Below are 18,944 nucleotides of genomic sequence, written 5' to 3' on the forward strand. Positions count from 1 at the left end.
CGATGAACGACAAGAAGGCCAGCAACCAGATGTGGGGCGGACGTTTTGCCTCGGGTCCGGCCGCAATCATGGAAGCGATCAACGCATCGATCTCGTTCGACCGCAAACTCTATGCGCAGGATATTCGCGGCTCGATCGCCCATAGCCAGATGCTGGCGCAAACGGGCATTATTTCGGCGGCCGATCAAGAAAAAATCGCTCACGGGCTGAACACGATCCTCGCAGAGATCGAGGCCGGCACATTCGAGTTCTCGACCAGGCTGGAAGACATCCACATGAATGTCGAGGCCCGTCTGGCCGATTTGATCGGCCCCGCCGCCGGCCGCCTGCATACCGCCCGCTCGCGCAACGACCAGGTGGCGGTCGACCTCAGGCTGTGGGTCAAGGACGAATGCTTTCGTGTCGCCGAGGCGCTGAAGGGCCTGATCACGGCGTTCCTGGATCGGGCCGAGGAGCATGCGGCAACGGTGATGCCGGGCTTCACCCACATGCAGGCGGCGCAGCCGGTGACCTTCGGCCACCACTGCATGGCCTATGTCGAGATGTTTGCGCGCGACCTGTCGCGTGTCCGCGACGCCATCGAGCGGATGGATGAAAGCCCGCTCGGCGCCGCCGCCCTTGCCGGCACCAGCTTTTCCATCGACCGGCACCAGACGGCGAAGGCGCTTGGCTTCCGCGAGCCGATGCGCAATTCGCTCGACAGTGTTTCGGACCGCGATTTCGCGCTCGAGTTCCTGGGCTTTGCGGCGATCTGCGCGACGCATCTGTCGCGGCTGGCCGAAGAGATCATCATCTGGTCGACGCCGCAATTCGGCTTCATCAGGCTGTCGGATAGTTTCTCGACGGGTTCGTCGATCATGCCGCAGAAGAAGAACCCGGACGCTGCCGAACTGGTGCGCGGCAAGACCGGCCGTGTCACCGGCCATCTCGTCGGTCTGCTGACGGTGATGAAGGGCATGCCGCTGACCTATGGCAAGGACATGCAGGAAGACAAGGAATCGGTCTTCGACGCGGCCGAGACGCTCGACCTGATGCTGGCGGCGATGACCGGCATGGTGCGCGATATGACGGTGAACACTGCCGCGATGAAGAAGGCGGCCGGCGCCGGCTATTCGACTGCGACCGACCTCGCCGACTGGCTGGTGCGCTCGCTCGGCCTGCCGTTCCGCGAGGCGCACCATATCACTGGCCGGGCGGTGGCGCTGGCCGAGGAGAAGAAGGTCGGGCTCGACAGGCTTTCGCTGGAGGATCTGCAGTCCATTCACCCCGGTATCAGCGCCGACGTGTTTTCGGTTCTTGCCGTGCAGAATTCTGTAAAGAGCCGCACGAGCTTCGGCGGCACCGCGCCGTCCGAGGTGCGCAAGCAGATCCGCTACTGGAAAAAGCGGCTCGCCAAGGCGTAAGACGCGGGGTGCAATGGCCGCAAAACTCGGCTAGAAGCGGCTGCGGGCAACAGTTTCGGACGGATGGCACGATGACCGGAAGCAGGATTTTGGTGACGCTGACGCTGCTGGCGGCAATGGCCACCGTTGCGGCCTGCGGCAGGAAGGCTGCGCTCGACACGCCGTACGCGGCAGCCGTGCAGGCCCGCAAGGACGCCGAGAAGGCCAAGCAACCCTTGCCGCCGGAGCCGGAAAAACCTGTCGAGGACAAGAAATTCATCCTCGACCCGCTGCTCTGATTTCGGACCAATCTCGTGAACCATTTCGACTACCGCGACGGCGCGCTGCATGCCGAGGACGTGGCGATATCAGACATCGCCGCCAGCGTCGGCACGCCGTTCTACTGTTATTCGACGGCGACGCTGACCAGGCATTTTCGCGTCTTCACCGAGGCCTTTGCCGGGCTCGATGCTCTCGTCTGCTATGCCATGAAGGCGAATTCAAACCAGGCCGTGCTGAGGGTGCTGGCAAGGCTCGGCGCCGGCGCCGACGTGGTCTCGGAGGGCGAATTGCGCCGCGCTTTGGCGGCCGGCATCCCGGCAAGCAAGATCCTGTTTTCGGGCGTCGGCAAGACCGCGCGCGAAATGGATTCTGCGCTCTCGGCCGGCATTCTCTGTTTCAACGTCGAATCCGAACCGGAGCTGGAGCTGCTGTCGGCCCGCGCCACCGCGCTGGGCAAGATCGCGCCGATCTCGCTGCGCATCAACCCGGATGTCGACGCCAGGACGCACAAGAAGATTTCGACTGGGAAGGCCGAGAACAAGTTCGGCATTCCGTGGCAGCATGCGCGGAAGGTCTATGCGCGCGCGGCTGAGCTGACGGGCATCAAGGTCACCGGCATAGACACCCATATCGGCAGCCAGATCACCGAATTGCAGCCCTTCGACGACGCCTTTGCGCTGCTGGTGGAGCTGGTCGGCGCCTTGCGCTCCGACGGTCATGCCATCGAGCACATCGATGTCGGCGGCGGCCTTGGCATTCCCTACCGCGTCGACAACAACCCGCCGCCTTTGCCCGATGCCTATGCCCGGATCGTCAGGAAACATGTTGCCAAACTTGGGCTGAAGGTAATGTTCGAGCCAGGCCGGCTGATCGTCGGGAATGCCGGCATCCTGGTGTCGGAAGTAATCTTCGTGAAGGAGGGCGACGCCAAGAACTTCCTCATCGTCGACGCCGCGATGAACGACCTGATCCGGCCGACGCTTTACGACGCTTTTCACGACATCAAGCCGGTGGCGCAGCAGCCGGCCGCTGCACCACGCATGAAGGTCGACGTCGTCGGCCCGGTTTGCGAGACCGGCGACTATCTCGGGCTCGACCGTGACCTGCCCCGGCTGAAATCCGGCGACCTGATCGCTGTCTCCACCGCCGGCGCCTATGGCGCCGTTCAGGCCGGCACCTACAATACCAGGCTGCTGGTACCGGAAGTGCTGGTCGACGGCGACCGCTTCCACGTTGTGCGTCCGCGCCAGACCTATGACGAGCTGATCGGACTGGACTCGGTGCCGGACTGGTTGGAGTAGAACTCTGCAGCTACAGCCGGTGCTGAATGAGCGCCCTGATTTCGGCGATTCTGTCCTCATTCCGGCGATAGAATATCCACTGCTTGATGCGCTTGCTGCGCAAAAGCCCTGCCTGGGTGAGCACGCGCATATGCTCGCTGAGCGTAGCCTGGGTGATCCCCAGCCTCTCCGCCATCAGCAGCGCGCAGACGCCGTCCTCGACCAGATCGCCGTCCGTCTGCGGCGGAAAATGCGCCCGCGGGTCCTTGAGCCAATCGAGGATCTGGAGCCTGCGCTCGTTGGCAATCGCTTTGAAAACGTCGACCTCTTGCATTTAGGCACTTTGCCAAGTTACTAAGTAATGTCAACTCTGGGAGTGAAAGCATGCTGCACGGCCACACGATCACACGCGAGCGCATTGCGGCGATAGAACCCCGCATCCGGCCCTTCGTGCGCCACACGCCGGTGCTGCGCGTCGACATGGCCGATTTCGGCCGCCCGCCTCTGCCCGTCGACCTGAAGCTTGAGTGCTTGCAGCATTCCGGCTCGTTCAAGGTACGTGGTGCGTTCACCAATCTCCTCGAACGGCCGGTTCCTGCGGCCGGCGTCGTCGCCGCGTCGGGCGGCAATCACGGCGCCGCCGTCGCCTATGCCGCCATGCGGCTCGGCCACAAGGCGACCATCTTTGTTCCCGAAGTGAGCCCGCAGGCCAAGCTGGACCGCATCCGCGGCTACGGCGCCGAGCTGATCGTCGGCGGCGCCCGTTATGCCGAGGCGCTGGCCGCCAGCGAGAGCTTCGCCGAAAAATCCGGCGCGCTGCAGATCCACGCCTTCAACCAGGAGGAGACGCTGGTCGGGCAAGGCACGCTCGGCCTCGAGATCGAGGCCGACCTGCCGAAGCTCGACACCCTGCTGGTCGCCGTCGGCGGCGGCGGGCTGATCGGCGGCATCGCTGCCTGGTTTTCCGGCCGCATCAGGATAATCGCGGTCGAGCCGGAGGGTGCGCCGACGCTTCATCGCGCCTTCGAGGCGGGCCGACCCGTCGACGCGCCGGCTGAGGGCATCGCCGCCGATTCGCTCGCGCCAAAGCGTGTCGGCGAAATGATGTATCCTATCGCCGAGGCATTCGTCGAGCGCTCGATCCTGGTCGGCGACGACGACATTATCGCCGCCCAGGCGGCGCTGTGGGACCGCGTGCGAATCATCTCCGAGCCGGGCGGTGCGGCCGCCTTCGCGGCGCTCCTGTCCGGCCGCTACGCACCGGCTGCAGGCGAGCGCGTTGCCGTACTGGTCTGCGGCGCAAACGCCAATCCGGCGAAATTCTGACAATATCCGGGGCATTATTGTTCACGTTTTGGGGAACCGCCTCGCCTTCGCCGTGTTTGTTGGTATCCTTAGGGCGATGTGCATCCGCTTGGACGCACGAAGTACGCGCTAAGATTTTAGGTCTTCGCATCGTGCTTCCCGAAAATCGACTTTTCGGGCCCATGCGATAGACTCGTGAGGGCTGGGCTATCCCGCCCGGCCAGGAAGGGCCGATGACACAACGACCCATTTTCACCAGCGATCGCAGTCTGGCCAGGCGCCTTGCCTTGAGCCGGCTGGGGACGCAGGTCTCGATAATCGTCGAACGCGGCTGGCCATTGCTGCTGCCACTGATCATCGTCGCCAGCCTGTTCCTCAGCATTTCGTGGCTCGGCCTGTTCCCATTTTTGCCCGATCTGGCGCGGATCGGTCTTATCACGGCATTCGGCGTCGCAGCGCTTGCCGCACTCTATCCACTGCGTTTCTTCCGCACGCCATCCAGGGCCGAGGTCGACCGCCGCATCGAGGCGGCCAACCGTTTGCTGCACAGCCCGGTGCAGGTCCAGACCGATCGCCCGAGCGGCAAGGAAAGCATTTTTTCGCAAGCCCTGTGGCGCGAGCATCAGCGGCGCATGGCGGACCGGCTGGGCGAGCTTGGCGGCGACGTGCCGCGCACACGCGTGCCGGAACGCGACCCGTGGGCGCTGCGCGCCGTTGCCGCGCTTTTGTTGGTCACTGCCTTTGCCTTCTCCTTCGGGCCATCGGGCGGCAGGCTGAGCGACGGTTTTGTTGCCCGTGCCGCCCGCGACGTCGTGCCGCCGCGCATTGATGCCTGGGTGACGCCGCCGGCCTATACCGGCAGGCCGCCGGTATTCCTGAACGCCCCCGTCTTGGCCAACAACGCCACTCAAGCGTCGCCGACCTTCACGGTTCCGGAGGGCAGCGATGTGTCGCTGCGCGTCACCGGCGGTTCGGGCGAGGAAACGCTGAGCTACGCCGATACCGGCGGCAACACCCGCGCCATCGATCCGACCGGGCCGCAAGCCGCCAAGACTGAGGCAAGTCCGGCAACGCCTTCCACCGTGCGCCAGTTCAGCGGCAAGTTAACCGCCGACGGCACGCTGACGCTGCAGTCCAGCGACGGCGAGCTCGGCCGCTGGGCCTTCGCCATAATTCCCGACAAGCCGCCGCAGATCCGCTTTGTCGGCGAGCCGAAGCGCGCCGTCAACGGCGCCTTCGAACTCAACTACCAGATCGACGACGACTATGGCGCGGCCTCCGCCAAGGCGGTTTTCGCATTGGCCGATCCGCAAGTGCCCAACGCGCATCCGCTCTATGGCCCGCCGGAAATGCCGCTGACGTTGCCGCGCCGCGGCGGCAAGGCCAATGCCGCTAAGACGACGAAGGATCTGACCGACCATGTCTGGGCCGGTGGCAACGTCAAGCTGTCGCTTGTCGTCACCGACGGTGCCGGACACACGGCGACCAGCGAAACCAAGACGCTGGTGATGCCGGAGCGGCCATTCTCCAACCCGTTGGCGCGGGCTGTGGTCGAGCAGCGCCGCATGCTGGCGCTCGACGCCTATGCCAAGGACCGCGTGCTCGACCTGATGGATGCGATCACGCTCAGGCCCGAAGACACGTTCGACAACATGACGCACTATCTCGCCATCATGAGCGCCCGCACCCGGCTGAAGATGGCCGACAGCGACGACCAGTTGCGCGACGAGGTCGCTTACCTCTGGGAGATCGCGCTCGGTATCGAGGAAGGCAATCTTTCGGCGGCCGAGAAGCGGCTGCGTCAGGCGCAGCAGGCGCTGCAGGACGCGATCAAGAACGGCGCCAGCGACCAAGAGATCGAGAAGGCGATGAAGGAACTGCGCGAGGCGATGAATCAGTTCCTGCAGGAATTCGCGGCGCGGGCGCAGCAGAATCCGAATGCGCCACAGATGCAGCAGAACGGCCAGGAACTGCGCCAGAGCGACATCGACCGCATGATGGACCAGATCGAGAACCTGGCGAAATCCGGCAATCGCGACCAGGCGCAGCAATTGCTGTCGGAGCTGCAGGACATGATGAACAATCTGCAGGCAGGCCGCCAGCAACAGGGCGGTCAGCAGGACAGCGAGATGCGCCAGCAGATGGACAAGCTGGGCGAAATCATGCGGCGCCAGCAGGAGATGATGAACGACACTTTCCGCATGGACCAGATGCAGCGCGGCCAGCAACAGCGCGGGCAGAACCGCGACGAGCAGCTCGGCGAGAACAGTGAGCCAGGCCCGATGGGCGAAGAGGGCAAGCCCGGCCCAGGTGACGACCGCGATCCGCTCGGCCGGCCGAACCCGATGACGCCGCAGGAATTTGCTGACGCGCTGAAGCAATTGCAGGAAGGCCAGGGCAAGCTGCAGAGCGAGCTCGATCAATTGAGGAAGAGCCTCGAAGGCATGGGCCTCGACCCCAATGAGGGGTTTGGCGAGGCCGGCAAATCCATGGGCAATGCCGAACAGGCGCTCGGCGAGGGCGAAGGCGACCAGGCCGTCGGTCACCAGGGCCGCGCATTGGAAGCCTTGCGCAGGGGCGCCAAGGACATGATGAAGCAACTGCAGGCGATGCAAGGCGACCAGGGCGGCAACGGCCAGGGCGGACGCCAGCAGAATGCCGACCGTGACCCGCTCGGGCGGCCTCGCACCAGCGAGGGTCCCGACGACGGAAGTTCGGTGAGAGTGCCCGACGAGATCGACGTGCAGCGTGCCCGCCAGATCCTCGAAGCGATCCGCAAGCGGCTCGGCAACGCACTCAGCCCCGATATCGAGCGCAGCTATCTGGAGCGGTTGCTGGAGCTGAAGTAAGGCTGCCTGTATTCGGAAGATCGCCGCGCGCAGTCCGTGGTGGCCGCCAGCGCCGAGTTGAGTGGCATGCTTTAACGGTTGGTGAAAGCCTCGCGGATCGCCTCTTCCATGCCGTCGATTGCCTCGCCGGAAGCGTTCGCATTGCGCCGCAGCACCACGTTCGAGGAATCGATGTCGCCGAACCCGTCGGCGGCCGTAAGCTCGCGGCAGCCGGCCGGGATGTTGCTGCGCGAGATCGGCGCAATCGCCAATCCGGAGGTGACGGCGAGCCGCAGGCCGCCATTGGTATCGCTGGTGTAGGCGACACGATAGGCGAGACCGCGCTGTTCCAGCGACTTTATGGCGAAATCCTTGCACCAACCGGCACGGTTGTAGAGCGCGATCGGCACCGGCCGCTCCTCATGCATGTGATGCAGCTCCGACGTCACCCATACGGTCGGGTCATGCATCAGCACCTCACCGCCTGACAGATCCTGCCATTCGAACACCACCGCCAGATCGAGCTCGCCGGCGGCGAGCGCCGCGATTTGCGCACCGGAATGCGCGTAGCGGACGGTGATGTCGACCTGAGGATGGCGCTTGGCAAAGACGCCGAGTGCCCGCGACAGGATCGCGTGGCCATATTCCTCCGGGATACCGATGCGCACCGGCCCGCCAAGCGGCGCCGCGACCATCGATGCCGCCGTCTCGTCGAGCAGTGAAACGATACGCCTGGCGTTGGCGATGAGTTCGCCGCCGCGCTGCGTCAACGCTACACCGCGCGACCCGCGCTCGAACAGGCTGTCGCCGATCATGCCTTCGAGCCTCTTCATCTGCATCGAGACTGCCGACTGGGTGCGGCCGGCCCGCTCCGCCGCTTTGGTGAAATTGCCGGTGTCGGCGACCGCCACGAAGGTGCGCAACAGGTCGCTGTCGAGATTGGGTCGCATGTGCCCACCATAAGAAAATCTGATTGCTGGCATCATTCCAATTCGTTTGCAACATGTCAAACGGGGGACGATAGTCGCCTTACCCATTGGATATGCGGCCGCGAAATCGGCTGCGGACCAATCAAAAGTCCTCACTCGTACCCGCTGCCCGAAACGGTGGCGGGTTCTTTTTACCCGGATGCAGGCCTGCCTTCGGCCACGCACGCGGGAGACAGGAGCGCCTATGCAGAATCGGCTTGTGCTCGGCATCCTCAGCCTCTGTCTCGGCGTGCTGGTCTTTTCGCTGCAGGACCCGCTGGTCAAGGCGGTGTCGAGCCACTATCCGGTCACCGAGGTGATGGCGATCCGCTCGATCGTCGCCCTGCCGATCCTGGTTTTCCTTGTCCACGCCGATGTCGGATTGCAGGCGATCCTGTCGAAGCGGTTCGGCATGCTGACGATGCGCGCCTTCATCCAGTTCACCTCCTACACGGCCTACTATCTGGCAATCGCCGCCCTGCCGCTGGCTGACGCGGTGGCGCTCTATTTCATGGCGCCGCTGTTCATCATGGCGCTGGCCGGCCCCTATCTCGGCGAACGCGTGTCCTGGCAGGCGCTCGCCACATCTCCGGCATGCGGATGTCGGACAGCACAAGGTCATAGCTCCCTTGCGCCGCCCGGACCAGAGAAAGGCCATGTGCGCCGTCCGCGGCGACAGTGACATTATGCCCGGCGCGTTCGAGCGCGCGAGCGGCGAGAGTGCGGACGGATTCATCGTCCTCGACGATCAGGAGATTTGCCATGGGCAGGATATTTGGCGAGGAAAAGTTGATGTTTCCTGAAAGCCAGGAAGGCCATGAGGCCTTTTCAAAATTCGCTCCGGCGAGTCATATAACGTGGTTTTCGAGACCCGGAGCGGAGCGGACGTTCGAGTCCGTGAGCACCGGAAGCGCAGAAAACCGCGTCAGATGACCGCCGGAGTAGAATTTTCAAAAGGCCTCAGGCGTCGCCCTTGACGATGCCGACGAACGGCAATTCGCGAAACGCGTGGGCGACGTCCATGCCATAACCGACGACGAAATAATCGGGGCAGTCGAAGCCGACATAGTCGGCGTTGAGCGTGGTCTGGCGGCGCATGCGCTTGTCGAGCAGCACGGCGATGGCACAGCTCCTCGCGCCGCGCGACAGCATGAGGTCGCGGGTGAAACTCAGCGTCTTGCCGGATTCCAGAATGTCGTCGATCAAAAGCACATCGCGGCCGGCGACCTCGTTGTCGATGTCGCGCAGCACCCTCACCTCACCGCTGGTCGTGCCGGCGCCATAACTGGAGATGAAGATGAACTCGACCTCCGGCGACAGGCCGACATCGTGCATGGCACGGATAAGATCGGCGGCGAAGATGAACGATCCCTTCAGCACCGAGATTACCAGAAGGTCGTGGTAGTCGTGCCCGGCGATCTCCTTGGCAAGTTCCAGGTTCCGCCGCGCGATGGCGGACGCCGAAAACAGGACTTCGATGTCCTTGCCGCGCACAACTGGCATTGGCTGCCCTTCCAGAAATGATCGCCTTTGTAGGCGAAGCCGACCGAAACGGTCTTCAACCCGTTTCTAGGCATGTCGTGCCGTCTGGCAAGGCCAAATCTTTCGCAGGGCGCCCGCGAACGGTCGGATGTCCCAGCGCGTCGCGAATCGTTTATCTGGTGACCTGTTGATCTTCTGGCGCCGTTCTAACGAACCAGCGCATGGCCGCCCGAAATCCAGAAGGCGGCAAAGGCGGCACCGACGCCGACAATCCAGAAGATCGGCCCACCATGCACCCACAACGGCTGTTCGACGGCGGTTTCGGGCTTGCGCAACATGTCCATGCCTTCGATCGAAGGCATGGAAATCATGCGCGCAGGCGGCGGCGCAAAGTCTTGACGTGTAAAATGGCGGGGCAGCACCTCATAGTCGGCATCGATGACCTCGGCGGTCACGTCGTGCATGATGCGTTCCGGCTCGGCGGCCGGATCGGTCATGATTTCGCCGGAAACCGGGCGCGCGGTTCGATCCTCAGCCATCATGGCCCAACACTACCGCACCTGTTCGCTGTTCGTTTCTTTTGGGTAAACGGAAATGGTTAACGCTTCCCCACCGGAACCCCTGTGACTCGCTCGAAAAGCCCCCAAATTAACCGTCGGTTAACCATGCCGGCCGATGGTCTTTCCACAGAAAGGGCTGGCATCTTGCCGCCGAGAATTTCAGGTCGTCGAAAGTGATCCGCTTCGAAAATGTCGGCCTCCGCTATGGCATGGGTCCGGAGATTCTCCGCGACATCTCCTTGCACATTCCGGAGCGCTCCTTTCAGTTCCTGAGCGGACCTTCAGGCGCCGGCAAGACGACGTTGCTGCGGCTTTTGTTCATGTCGCTGAAGCCGACGCGCGGCCTGATCACCATTTTCGGCAAGGACCGCTCGCGCATCTCGCGCACCGAATTGCCGCATCTGAGACGTCGCATCGGCGTGGTGTTCCAGGATTTTCGCCTGCTCGACCATATGACCACCTACGAGAACGTGGCATTGCCGCTGCGCGTGCGCGGCCGCGAGGAGGCGACCTATCGCACTGACGTCACCGAGCTGCTGAAATGGGTCGGCCTCGGCGAGCGCATGCATGTGCTGCCACCGGTGCTGTCTGGCGGCGAGAAGCAGCGCGCCGCCATTGCCCGGGCGTTGATCGAGCAGCCCGAGATCCTGCTCGCCGACGAGCCGACCGGCAATGTCGACCCGCCGCTGGCGCGACGCTTGCTGCGGTTGTTCATCGAGCTCAACCGGCTGGGCACCGCCGTGGTGATCGCCACACACGACCTCGGCCTGATGGAACAGGTCGACGCACGGCGAATGATCCTGGCCGGCGGAAGGCTGGACATCTATGACTGAGCTCTCCGTCGAACATTTCGAGGGTCAGGACGCCGCGGCGGCAAAGCCCCGCGTCCAGCGCAAAATGGCGCCGATCGTGCCGGCGCAGAACATCGCCGGCCGGGCGCTGGTGCTGGTCATCGCCATCATGACGTTTCTGTCCTGTCTGACGTTTGGCGCAGTCACGCTGGTGCGTGACACCGCCTCCGTCTGGGAGAACCAGATCTCGCGCGAAGCGACCATCCAGATCAAGCCGGTCGACGGCCTCGACATGGAGGCCGCACTTGCGCTGGCCTCGCAGATCGCCGGCGAATTCCCTGGCGTGAAAAGCGCCAGGATCATCGATCGCGAAGCAACGGCCCGACTGCTCGAGCCTTGGCTAGGCTCGGGCCTGGACATCGATGAGCTGCCGGTGCCGCGCTTGATCATCATCACCATCGACGAGAATAGTCCGCCCGATTTCGCCGCACTGCGCGCGGCAATCACGCCGAAGCTGCCGAGCGCCTCGCTCGACGATCATCGCACCTGGGTCGACCGGCTGGTTGCCATGGCCCGCACCACGGTAACGATCGGTATCGCAGTGTTGGCGCTGATGCTGTCTGCGACGGTGCTGACCGTTGTATTCGCGACGCGCGGCGCCATGGCCGGCAATGGCCACATCATCGAGGTGCTGCATTTCGTGGGCGCCGAGGCGCGCTTCATCGCGCGCGAATTCCGCCGGCATTTTCTGGTCACCGGCATGAAGGGCGCCGCGGCAGGCGGCGCCGCGGCGATCCTGGTCTTCATCGTCTTCTCCTGGTGGTCGTCACACAACATGGCAACGCCGCAGGCCGACCAGGCGACCGCCCTGTTCGGCAATTTCGCCATCGGCTCGGCGGGTTATCTCGGGGTCGCTGTCATGGTGCTGGTGATCGGCGCGCTGACGGCGGCAACCTCCCATTTCACCGTGGTTGCTTATCTCAGCGACATCGACATTCGCCAGCCGGACGCCGGCTAAAGGAAAGATCGATCACGGATGAAAACGCATCGTCACGAAAATTGCATTTTTTTCCTACCAAAGGCCGTATTTCGGGATTAACCATTTCATGATGGACGTTCGGGACTCGACCGATACCGCTGGATGCATGCCAGTGCTGGTTGCGCGCCCGCCTGTATTCGCCGAGCCTGATGAATTTGCCAAGCCGGATCAGTTTGCCAAACATGGGCGGCTGCTGGCAGGCCGCTCCTTGCGCATCTCGGCTCTCCTTCTACTCGCCTTTATGGCGCTGTTTGTCGCCGGCTTCGGCTGGTTCGCCAATACCGTCAGCCGCCTGACTACGCCCGCCAATCCGGCAAGGGCCGACGCTATCATCGTGCTGACCGGCGGCCAATCGCGCCTCGACGCTGCGATGGGCCTGCTTGCCTTAGGCAAGGGCGAGCGGCTGCTGATCAGCGGCGTCCATCCCTCCGCCAGCCGCCGCCAGCTTCAGGCCGCGACCGGCGGCGACAAGAGGCTGTTTTCCTGCTGCGTCGACATCGACCGCGCCGCGCTCGACACGATCGGCAATGCCGAGGAAAGTGCCAAATGGGTCGAGGACCATGCCTACGGCACCGTCATTCTCGTCACCAATAATTATCATATGCCGCGTAGCCTGCTGGAAATGGGCCGGCTGCTGCACGGCGCAAGGCTCGAGCCCTATCCGGTGGTCAACACCAACCTCGAGAATGGCGGCTGGCTGACCAAGCCGGAAGCGCTGCGTGTGCTGTTCACCGAATACAACAAATACCTGCTGGCGCTGGCGCGCGGCATCATGCCGGTGAAGCAAACCAAGAGCGTCGCGCTGGCCGACGCCGCAGGCGGAAGCTGAACGGCACGGCACTTTTATTCCCTGGCTCTTATTCCCTGGCTGCTGCATCCGATCGCAAGCGTGCGATCTCCTGTTCGAGCCGTTCGATGCGCTTGTCGCGTTCGCCCAGCGCCGCCGCCACGTCGGCCGCTTCGAAACGCTGCGGGATGTGCTGCGAGCAATTTGAATCCCAAGCCGAAACCGTAAACAGGATGACTTGCTCGGGTCGCGCCTTGTAGTCTTGCGGCATCAGCTTTGCCGTCAGCTCGGCATCGCCCTCGACTACTTGCGCTTTGCCCCAGATCTTGATGCGCTGCCGGTGCGCATAATCGATCAGGAATAGGAAAGCCTGTGGGTTGTCGCTGAGGTTGCCCTGGGTGATGAACTGCCTGTTGCCGGAAAAATCGGCAAAGCCGATCGTCCGTTCGTCGAGCACCGTGAGGAAACCGGCAGGCCCGCCGCGATGCTGGATGTAAGGCTGCCCGTCCGCATTGGCGGTCGACAGAAAGACGCTGGTCTGCGCCTCGATGAAGGCGGCGAGATCGGGCGTAATTGCCGCCTGCCAGCCGCCACGCTCCTCGACACGGGCATAGGCCTGGCGCGAGCCCTTGCGCGCCTGAATCGCCTTCACCGTCGGGGTGAAAGCAACATCGCTGGTGTGAGCGTTCATGGAAGCCTCCTCAAGCGCCGAGCTGCGCTGCATTGCTAGTCAGGAAAATACGTCCTTCCATCTTCGAGATGCAGATGCCATATCTGCAATCCATCCTTCCGTTTTCCGGAAGGGCAAATTTTCGGGAGAGCTATGGATCGCCTCCAGTCCATGTCGCTTTTCGTTGCCGCGGCGGAGACAGGCAGCCTCTCGGCTGCCGGGCGCCGCTTCGGCATTCCGCTGACGACGGTCAGCCGCAAGGTTTCGGACCTGGAAAAGCACCTGAAGACACGGCTGTTGAACCGCTCGGCGCGGCAGCTGTCGCTGACCGATGCAGGCCACGCCTATCTCGCCGCCTGTCGTCGCATTCTCGATGAGGTCGGCGAGGCCGAGCGAATAGCCGCCGGCGAATACAGCGCCCCGACCGGCGAACTGATCGTCACTGCGCCGATCGTCTTCGGCCGCCTGCATGTGCTGCCGGTCGTCACCGCCTTTCTCGCCGCCTACCCCGACGTGAGTGTGCGGCTGACATTCGCCGACCGGATAACCCAGTTGGTCGAAGAGCACATCGACCTCGCCATCCGCATCGGCGAGCTTGCCGATTCGAGCCTGATCGCCACCCGCCTGGGTTCAATCCGCCGCGTCGTTTGCGCGAGCCCGGCCTATCTCGCCGAGCACGGCACACCGAAAACGCCGCAGGAGCTTGCAGCACACAGTGCCATCACCTTCGAAGGGCTCACCGCCGCAGCCTGGAGCTTCGCCACCGGCAAGACCGAATTCAGCGTGCCGATCCGCTCCAGGTTACGGGTCAACACGGCTGAGGCAGCGATCGATGCGGCGATTGCCGGCGTCGGCGTGACGAGGCTGCTTTCCTATCAGATTGCCGCCGCAGTCCGGTCGGGTACGCTGCGCCCGGTGCTGCAAGAGTTTGAGCCAGACCCATGGCCGGTGAGCCTCGTCCATGCCGGCCAGGGGCTACTGCCGGTGAAGCTGCGCGCATTCCTCGACTTCGCCGCCCCGCGCCTGAGACAGCGCCTGCTGCAGGCCGCGTGGGAAACGTGACGAAGACGGCCCTCGCAAGGCCGGGCCGATCGTCCGCCTCGCAGCGTTTCCTTTTTGCCGGCGCTTGGTGTAACGAACGCACACCTCCTCACCGGGCACTTGCTGTATGCTGTATTTCCGCTCGCTGGCGTTCAATCTCGCCTTCTACCTCAATTTGATCGTCCAGATGATCCTCTGGACCCCGTATTATTTCCTGTCGCCGCGCCATCGCGCCTGGTTCGTGCCGAAATTCTGGTCGCGCACCAGCATGTGGCTCTACGACAAGATCGCCGGCACCAGAAGTGAGATCACCGGCCAGGAAAACCTGCCTGACGGCTCTTTCATCCTGGCGCCGAAGCACCAGTCCTTCTGGGACACGATCGCTTTCCTGCCTTATCTCGACGATCCCGTTTACATATTGAAACGGGAGCTGACCTGGATCCCGTTCTTCGGCTGGTACATTTTGAAGATGCGGATGATTCCTGTCGACCGCGGCAGCCGCTCGAAGGCGTTGAAGACGGTGATCGCCGCGACCAAACAGGAATTGGCGCGCAATCCGCGCCAGCTGATCATCTACCCCGAGGGCACCCGCCGGGCGCCGGGCGACGAACCGGTCTACAAATACGGCATCGTCGAACTTTATGCCCAGCTTGGCATTCCGGTGGTGCCGGTCGCCCACGTCGCCGGTCTCTATTGGCCGCGCCGCAAATTCCTGCGCTATCCCGGCACGATCAAGGCGCGCTTCCTGCCACCGATCCCGCCCGGCCTCGGCAAGGACGAATTCATGCAACGGCTGATCGGCGAGACGGAAGCCGCCTGCGACCAGCTTCTCGTCGAGGCGGCACAGACGCCGAACCCGCCGCCGATGCCGCCGACGGCAATGAAACGGCTTGGTGAGCTCGATGCGAAACCTGAATTGAAAGACTGAGACACCCACCGCGGATGCCAGAAAGGCTCACGGCAAGGCAGCCAGGGCGGCTGTTGCAACCAGCGTCACGGCAAACACCAGATTGATGATCCGCGACGCCAGCGGTTTGCGCAGCAAACGTGCAAAAGCCGCGCCGGCGAGAAGCCACAAGAGATGAATGGCAACAATCATCAAGGCGAGGACCGCCAGCTTGGCTGAAATAGCAAGACCGCCGGCGCCAGGAGACGCGCCGGCGAACACGGCGGCAATCGCCACATAGGCTTTCGGATTGGCAACGGCCAGAAGGAACCCGCCCAGGAAAGTGGGAGGTGCCGCCCCACCAATGCGTGCCGCCAGCGGCGGCGCCGTCGCTATCTTCAACGCCAGATAGAGGATGTAGGCTGCTGACGCGACCGCCAACAGCGCTGCGAGCTTCGGCAGCGCGGTGAGAACGGCCATGATGCCCGTCGCCACCACCAAAAGCACGAGAACCGTCCCGACAACGATTCCCGAGGCATAGCGCAGCGAACCGCGCAGGCCGAACGCGGCGCCGGTCGCGGTGACGCTTATTGTCGCCGGCCCCGGGCTGCCCATGACGATGGCCGATGCCAGCACAAGCGCCAGCAATCGCTCCCATAGCTGCTGATCGAGAAGACCCTGTCCGGCCATGCGGCGTCCCTGCATCCTGTGACGAGGCAGGGACGGTAGGGTAAGCAGCGGCGCCGGTCTTGAACGATCGTGCGCGGCTATGCGCTGGCCTTGTCGAGCTCGACGATATCGTCCGGACTGAGCTGCAACGATGCGGCACGCACCAGGCTGTCGAGCTGGTCGAGCGTCGTCGCGCTGGCGATCGGTGCGGTGACGCCGGGCCGCGCCATGACCCAGGCAAGCGCCACTTCCGCCGGCTTGGCCGAATGTCTGGCCGACACCGCATCGAGCGCTGAGAGAATGCGCATGCCGCGCGCGTTGAGATACCCTTTCACACCACTGCCGCGCGGGCTTTTGCCGAGATCGGCTTCGCTCCGGTACTTGCCGCTCAGAAACCCTTTGGCGAGGCTGAAATAGGTGATGACGCCGATGTCCTCGGCCGCGCACAGATCGCGCAGCGGACCATCGAAGGACGAGCGGTCGTAGAGGTTGTATTCCGGCTGCAGCACCTCGTAGCGCGGCAGGCCGCGCAGGCTTGCTACGTCAAGTGCGGCCCGCAACTGGGCGGCGTCGAGGTTGGAAGCGCCGGTATAACGGATTTTGCCCTTGTCGAGCAGTTTCTGGTAGGCGCCGAGCGTTTCCTCATAAGGGGTCGCCGGGTCGGGCCAGTGCGACAGATAGAGATCGACGCTATCGACCTGCAGCCTCTTCAGCGAAGCATCGATGGCGTTTTCGATATAGGCGGCGGACAGGTCCCTCTTGCCCTGTCCCATATCCGAACCGACCTTGGTGATAACGACAACCTTGTCGCGGTTGCCGCGGCTTTTCATCCATTTGCCGATGATGGTTTCGGATTCGCCGCCCTGGTGGCCGGCAATCCAGCGCGAATAGGAATCGGCCGTGTCGATGGCGTTGAGGCCAGCGTCGACAAAGCGGTCGAGCAGGTCGAACGAGGTTTTCTCATCGGCGGTCCAGCCGAACACATTGCCGCCCAGAACCAATGGCGCGATGGATAGGTCGGTGCGACCGAGACGACGTTTCTGCAAGGCTGATCTCCATGGTGATTCATGCTGGGGCGGATGGGAGCCGCCGACCGGGCTAACCTATGTCGCGCCGTGGCAACGTCAAACGCATAGCCTCTTTTCCAGCCCGCCGGCGCTTCACAAAGCCGCGACCCGCCGCGCCGTGTCCGGCCCCAAGGCGCTGGTCCCGGGTATCCAAACCAGCAGCCTCTGAAGAAACGATCTGGCAAGTTTGGCACATAGATTGTCAAATCTGCCAATTCTGACTTTTGCCGGCCGACCGTAGGTTCCGCCGCGCTGACGCAAGTCTCAGCACGGTCTGGCCGGGGCTCAGACTGTTGGCCTCGGATCGTTTGTTATGGAGACCGGCATGAAAGCAATTGTATTTGACGCCATCGGTTCGCCGCGCGACGTGCTCTATGTGAATGACCTGCCGTTGCCACGGATCAGCGACGGCGAGGTGCTGGTCAGGATGGTCTCGGCCTCGATCAATCCGGGCGACTTCCTGTTTATCCAGAACCTCTATCCCGAACCGAAGAAGCCGCATTTTCCCCGGCAGATCGCCGGAAACCATGGCGCCGGCATCGTCGAAGCCGTTGGCGAGAACGTTCGGTTGGAACCGGGGACGCTTGTCGCGTTCAGCTATTATGGCAGCTGGGCCGAGTACGCCGCCATTCCCGCCGAATGGCTGATCCCGTTGCCTGCCGGCTATCCTGTCGAACGCGCCGGGCAGATGGTGAACCCCATTACCGCGTGGGATCTGCTGGTGGATTCCCGTGTGCGGCCTGGCCAGTGGCTGGCTGTCACGGCCGGCTATTCGTCAATTTCGACAATGGTGATGCAGTTCGCCCAACGACGCGGCATCAACGTCATCGCGCTTGTGCGGCGCTCGCACCAAAGCTTCGATCTGAAGACGCTTGGCGCCGCCGCCATTCTTGACCTTTCGGACTTGAAGGCAAGTATCCGGGAAGCGGTGATGGATATCACCGGCGGCGCCGGATTGAACGGGATCATTGACAATGTCGGCGGACCTGTCAGCGGCGAATTGATCCGCATCCTGGCGCTCGGCGGGCAGATGGTGATCAATGGCGGAATGAGTGCCGAGCGCTTCGAACTGCACAATTTCGATGTCTTGCTGAGCGGCGTCGAAATCAGGGCGAATATCTATCGCTACTTCTTTTCGCCGCCTGCCGAAGCCGACCGGCCTGTGCTATGCGAGATTATCGACACCTTCGGCCAGCCCGGCTTCCACGTTCCTGTCGGCGGTCTCCACCCGCTGACCGAGTTCAAGCTTGCCGTGGCAAACAGCCTGGATCGCGCCGATCTTGGAAAACAGATTTTCAGGATGTAGCCCGCGTCACGGCACCGAAGCTACGTCGCGATCCGTCTCGTCACGTCTTCCAGCCAGTGGTCGCTTATACCCAGTGCTTCGAGGTGCTCCAGCGTGCTGAGCACGTAATCCTCATTCCTCCCCGATTGGCCGACGGCGCCGCGAACGACGGCCGCCGCCTCGGCCGGGTCGAGCGCACCGGCATATTGCTCATGGCTGCGGTCCACGACATAGGCGACGGCGTCGACCGTCTTGCCCCTATCCGTTTCACCCTTGTCGAGGCGAACGCTGAGCACACGTTCGAGATAGACGTTGGTGACCAGCTCGCGTTCGCGCAGATAGGTAATGACCTCGTTGCGCAGCTCGCCTGGAACCCGGAACGCCAGCCCGATGCAGGAGCCTCCGCGGTCGAGGCCGAGCACCAGGCCCGGCCGTTCGCGCGTGCCGCGATGCACGAAAGAATAGACGCAGAGCGAACGGCGGTAGCCATGCAGGCGGGCGCGCCGCGTCTCGACATGTGCGAATCCCGGTCGCCAGATCAGTGAGCCGTAGCCAAAAACCCAAAAATCGCCCATATCGCCAAGCCTGATTGTGACGACCACCTCACCGGTGGTGTTTCAGT

General features: G+C 63.3%; 19 protein-coding genes and 2 pseudogenes. 12 read left to right on the plus strand and 9 right to left on the minus strand.

Translation table 11 applies throughout. The features are described 5' to 3' along the window. The first annotated feature begins 2 nt into the window (after window positions 1-2). From argH to lysA, 3 genes are all read left to right on the plus strand, one after another. Window positions 3-1,403 (plus strand): argininosuccinate lyase, encoded by a 1,401-nt coding sequence (gene argH, locus NKH67_RS00485; protein WP_352471406.1) that lies wholly within the window; start codon window positions 3-5, stop codon window positions 1,401-1,403. A 71-nt stretch (window positions 1,404-1,474) separates the two neighbouring features. Then, the gene (locus NKH67_RS00490) at window positions 1,475-1,681 is read left to right on the plus strand and encodes a hypothetical protein (RefSeq protein ID WP_023677931.1); all 207 of its coding nucleotides are present in this window, start codon (window positions 1,475-1,477) and stop codon (window positions 1,679-1,681) included. Between the two features lie 15 nt (window positions 1,682-1,696). After that, window positions 1,697-2,965, plus strand: a complete 1,269-nt coding sequence (gene lysA / locus NKH67_RS00495; protein ID WP_352471408.1) for a diaminopimelate decarboxylase — start codon at window positions 1,697-1,699, stop codon at window positions 2,963-2,965. Between the two features lie 10 nt (window positions 2,966-2,975). Here the strand turns inward: lysA and NKH67_RS00500 are convergent, their stop codons facing one another. Beyond that, window positions 2,976-3,278, minus strand: coding sequence for an ArsR/SmtB family transcription factor (locus tag NKH67_RS00500; RefSeq protein WP_352471409.1), 303 nt, complete (start codon window positions 3,276-3,278; stop codon window positions 2,976-2,978). A 50-nt stretch (window positions 3,279-3,328) separates the two neighbouring features. Between NKH67_RS00500 and NKH67_RS00505 the strand changes: the two genes are divergently transcribed. Next, window positions 3,329-4,270: a threonine/serine dehydratase gene (locus tag NKH67_RS00505; protein ID WP_352502689.1), complete on the plus strand. Its 942-nt coding sequence runs from the start codon at window positions 3,329-3,331 to the stop codon at window positions 4,268-4,270. Between the two features lie 212 nt (window positions 4,271-4,482). Continuing rightward, window positions 4,483-7,098 (plus strand): TIGR02302 family protein, encoded by a 2,616-nt coding sequence (locus NKH67_RS00510; protein WP_352471413.1) that lies wholly within the window; start codon window positions 4,483-4,485, stop codon window positions 7,096-7,098. Window positions 7,099-7,169: 71 nt separating this feature from the next. Here NKH67_RS00510 and NKH67_RS00515 read toward each other — a convergent pair whose 3' ends face one another. Then, the gene (locus tag NKH67_RS00515) at window positions 7,170-8,027 is read right to left on the minus strand and encodes a LysR substrate-binding domain-containing protein (protein WP_352471415.1); all 858 of its coding nucleotides are present in this window, start codon (window positions 8,025-8,027) and stop codon (window positions 7,170-7,172) included. A 223-nt stretch (window positions 8,028-8,250) separates the two neighbouring features. Between NKH67_RS00515 and NKH67_RS00520 the strand changes: the two are divergent. Beyond that, window positions 8,251-8,631, plus strand: a pseudogene (locus NKH67_RS00520) (EamA family transporter); the annotation flags it as partial. Here the strand turns inward: NKH67_RS00520 and NKH67_RS00525 are convergent. The 3 genes and pseudogenes from NKH67_RS00525 to NKH67_RS00535 form a co-directional block, all read right to left on the minus strand. Further along, window positions 8,630-8,809, minus strand: a pseudogene (locus tag NKH67_RS00525) (response regulator); the annotation flags it as partial. The pseudogenes NKH67_RS00520 and NKH67_RS00525 overlap by 2 nt on opposite strands. Before the next feature lie 196 nt (window positions 8,810-9,005). Then, the gene (gene hpt / locus NKH67_RS00530) at window positions 9,006-9,548 is read right to left on the minus strand and encodes a hypoxanthine phosphoribosyltransferase (RefSeq protein WP_254816654.1); all 543 of its coding nucleotides are present in this window, start codon (window positions 9,546-9,548) and stop codon (window positions 9,006-9,008) included. A 185-nt stretch (window positions 9,549-9,733) separates the two neighbouring features. Then, complete coding sequence (locus tag NKH67_RS00535) at window positions 9,734-10,024, minus strand: hypothetical protein (protein ID WP_352471420.1); 291 nt, start codon at window positions 10,022-10,024, stop codon at window positions 9,734-9,736. 236 nt (window positions 10,025-10,260) lie between these two features. On the opposite strand from NKH67_RS00535, the gene ftsE reads away from it, so the two are divergent. The 3 genes from ftsE to NKH67_RS00550 all read left to right on the plus strand — a co-directional run bounded on the left by ftsE (window position 10,261) and on the right by NKH67_RS00550 (window position 12,746). Further along, entirely contained in the window at window positions 10,261-10,920 is a 660-nt protein-coding gene (gene ftsE, locus NKH67_RS00540) for a cell division ATP-binding protein FtsE (protein ID WP_023677923.1), read from the plus strand. Further along, complete coding sequence (locus NKH67_RS00545) at window positions 10,913-11,896, plus strand: cell division protein FtsX (RefSeq protein ID WP_352471421.1); 984 nt, start codon at window positions 10,913-10,915, stop codon at window positions 11,894-11,896. The genes ftsE and NKH67_RS00545 overlap by 8 nt, the downstream gene beginning before the upstream one ends. An 88-nt stretch (window positions 11,897-11,984) precedes the next feature. Then, the gene (locus NKH67_RS00550; RefSeq protein WP_352471423.1) at window positions 11,985-12,746 is read left to right on the plus strand and encodes a YdcF family protein; all 762 of its coding nucleotides are present in this window, start codon (window positions 11,985-11,987) and stop codon (window positions 12,744-12,746) included. 28 nt (window positions 12,747-12,774) lie between these two features. Here the strand turns inward: NKH67_RS00550 and NKH67_RS00555 are convergent, their stop codons facing one another. Then, window positions 12,775-13,395: a pyridoxamine 5'-phosphate oxidase family protein gene (locus NKH67_RS00555; RefSeq protein WP_352471424.1), complete on the minus strand. Its 621-nt coding sequence runs from the start codon at window positions 13,393-13,395 to the stop codon at window positions 12,775-12,777. A gap of 132 nt (window positions 13,396-13,527) precedes the next feature. Between NKH67_RS00555 and NKH67_RS00560 the strand changes: the two genes are divergently transcribed. Together NKH67_RS00560 and NKH67_RS00565 are read left to right on the plus strand one after the other, a co-directional pair. Next, window positions 13,528-14,436: a LysR family transcriptional regulator gene (locus NKH67_RS00560; RefSeq protein ID WP_352471425.1), complete on the plus strand. Its 909-nt coding sequence runs from the start codon at window positions 13,528-13,530 to the stop codon at window positions 14,434-14,436. A 106-nt stretch (window positions 14,437-14,542) separates the two neighbouring features. Continuing rightward, entirely contained in the window at window positions 14,543-15,343 is an 801-nt protein-coding gene (locus NKH67_RS00565) for a lysophospholipid acyltransferase family protein (protein ID WP_352471426.1), read from the plus strand. 27 nt (window positions 15,344-15,370) lie between these two features. On the opposite strand, the gene NKH67_RS00570 is transcribed toward NKH67_RS00565, so the two are convergent. Further along, entirely contained in the window at window positions 15,371-15,991 is a 621-nt protein-coding gene (locus NKH67_RS00570) for a LysE family translocator (RefSeq protein WP_352471428.1), read from the minus strand. A gap of 77 nt (window positions 15,992-16,068) precedes the next feature. Beyond that, window positions 16,069-17,016, minus strand: coding sequence for an aldo/keto reductase (locus NKH67_RS00575; protein WP_352471429.1), 948 nt, complete (start codon window positions 17,014-17,016; stop codon window positions 16,069-16,071). A 346-nt stretch (window positions 17,017-17,362) separates the two neighbouring features. Here NKH67_RS00575 and NKH67_RS00580 point away from each other — a divergent pair, with 346 nt between their 5' ends. Continuing rightward, complete coding sequence (locus tag NKH67_RS00580) at window positions 17,363-18,343, plus strand: quinone oxidoreductase family protein (protein ID WP_352471430.1); 981 nt, start codon at window positions 17,363-17,365, stop codon at window positions 18,341-18,343. Between the two features lie 20 nt (window positions 18,344-18,363). On the opposite strand, the gene NKH67_RS00585 is transcribed toward NKH67_RS00580, so the two are convergent. After that, window positions 18,364-18,897, minus strand: a complete 534-nt coding sequence (locus NKH67_RS00585; protein WP_352471431.1) for a gamma-glutamylcyclotransferase — start codon at window positions 18,895-18,897, stop codon at window positions 18,364-18,366. Between the last annotated feature and the right edge of the window lie 47 nt (window positions 18,898-18,944).

This window comes from Mesorhizobium sp. M0968 (assembly GCF_040319065.1).
Lineage (GTDB): Bacteria > Pseudomonadota > Alphaproteobacteria > Rhizobiales > Rhizobiaceae > Mesorhizobium.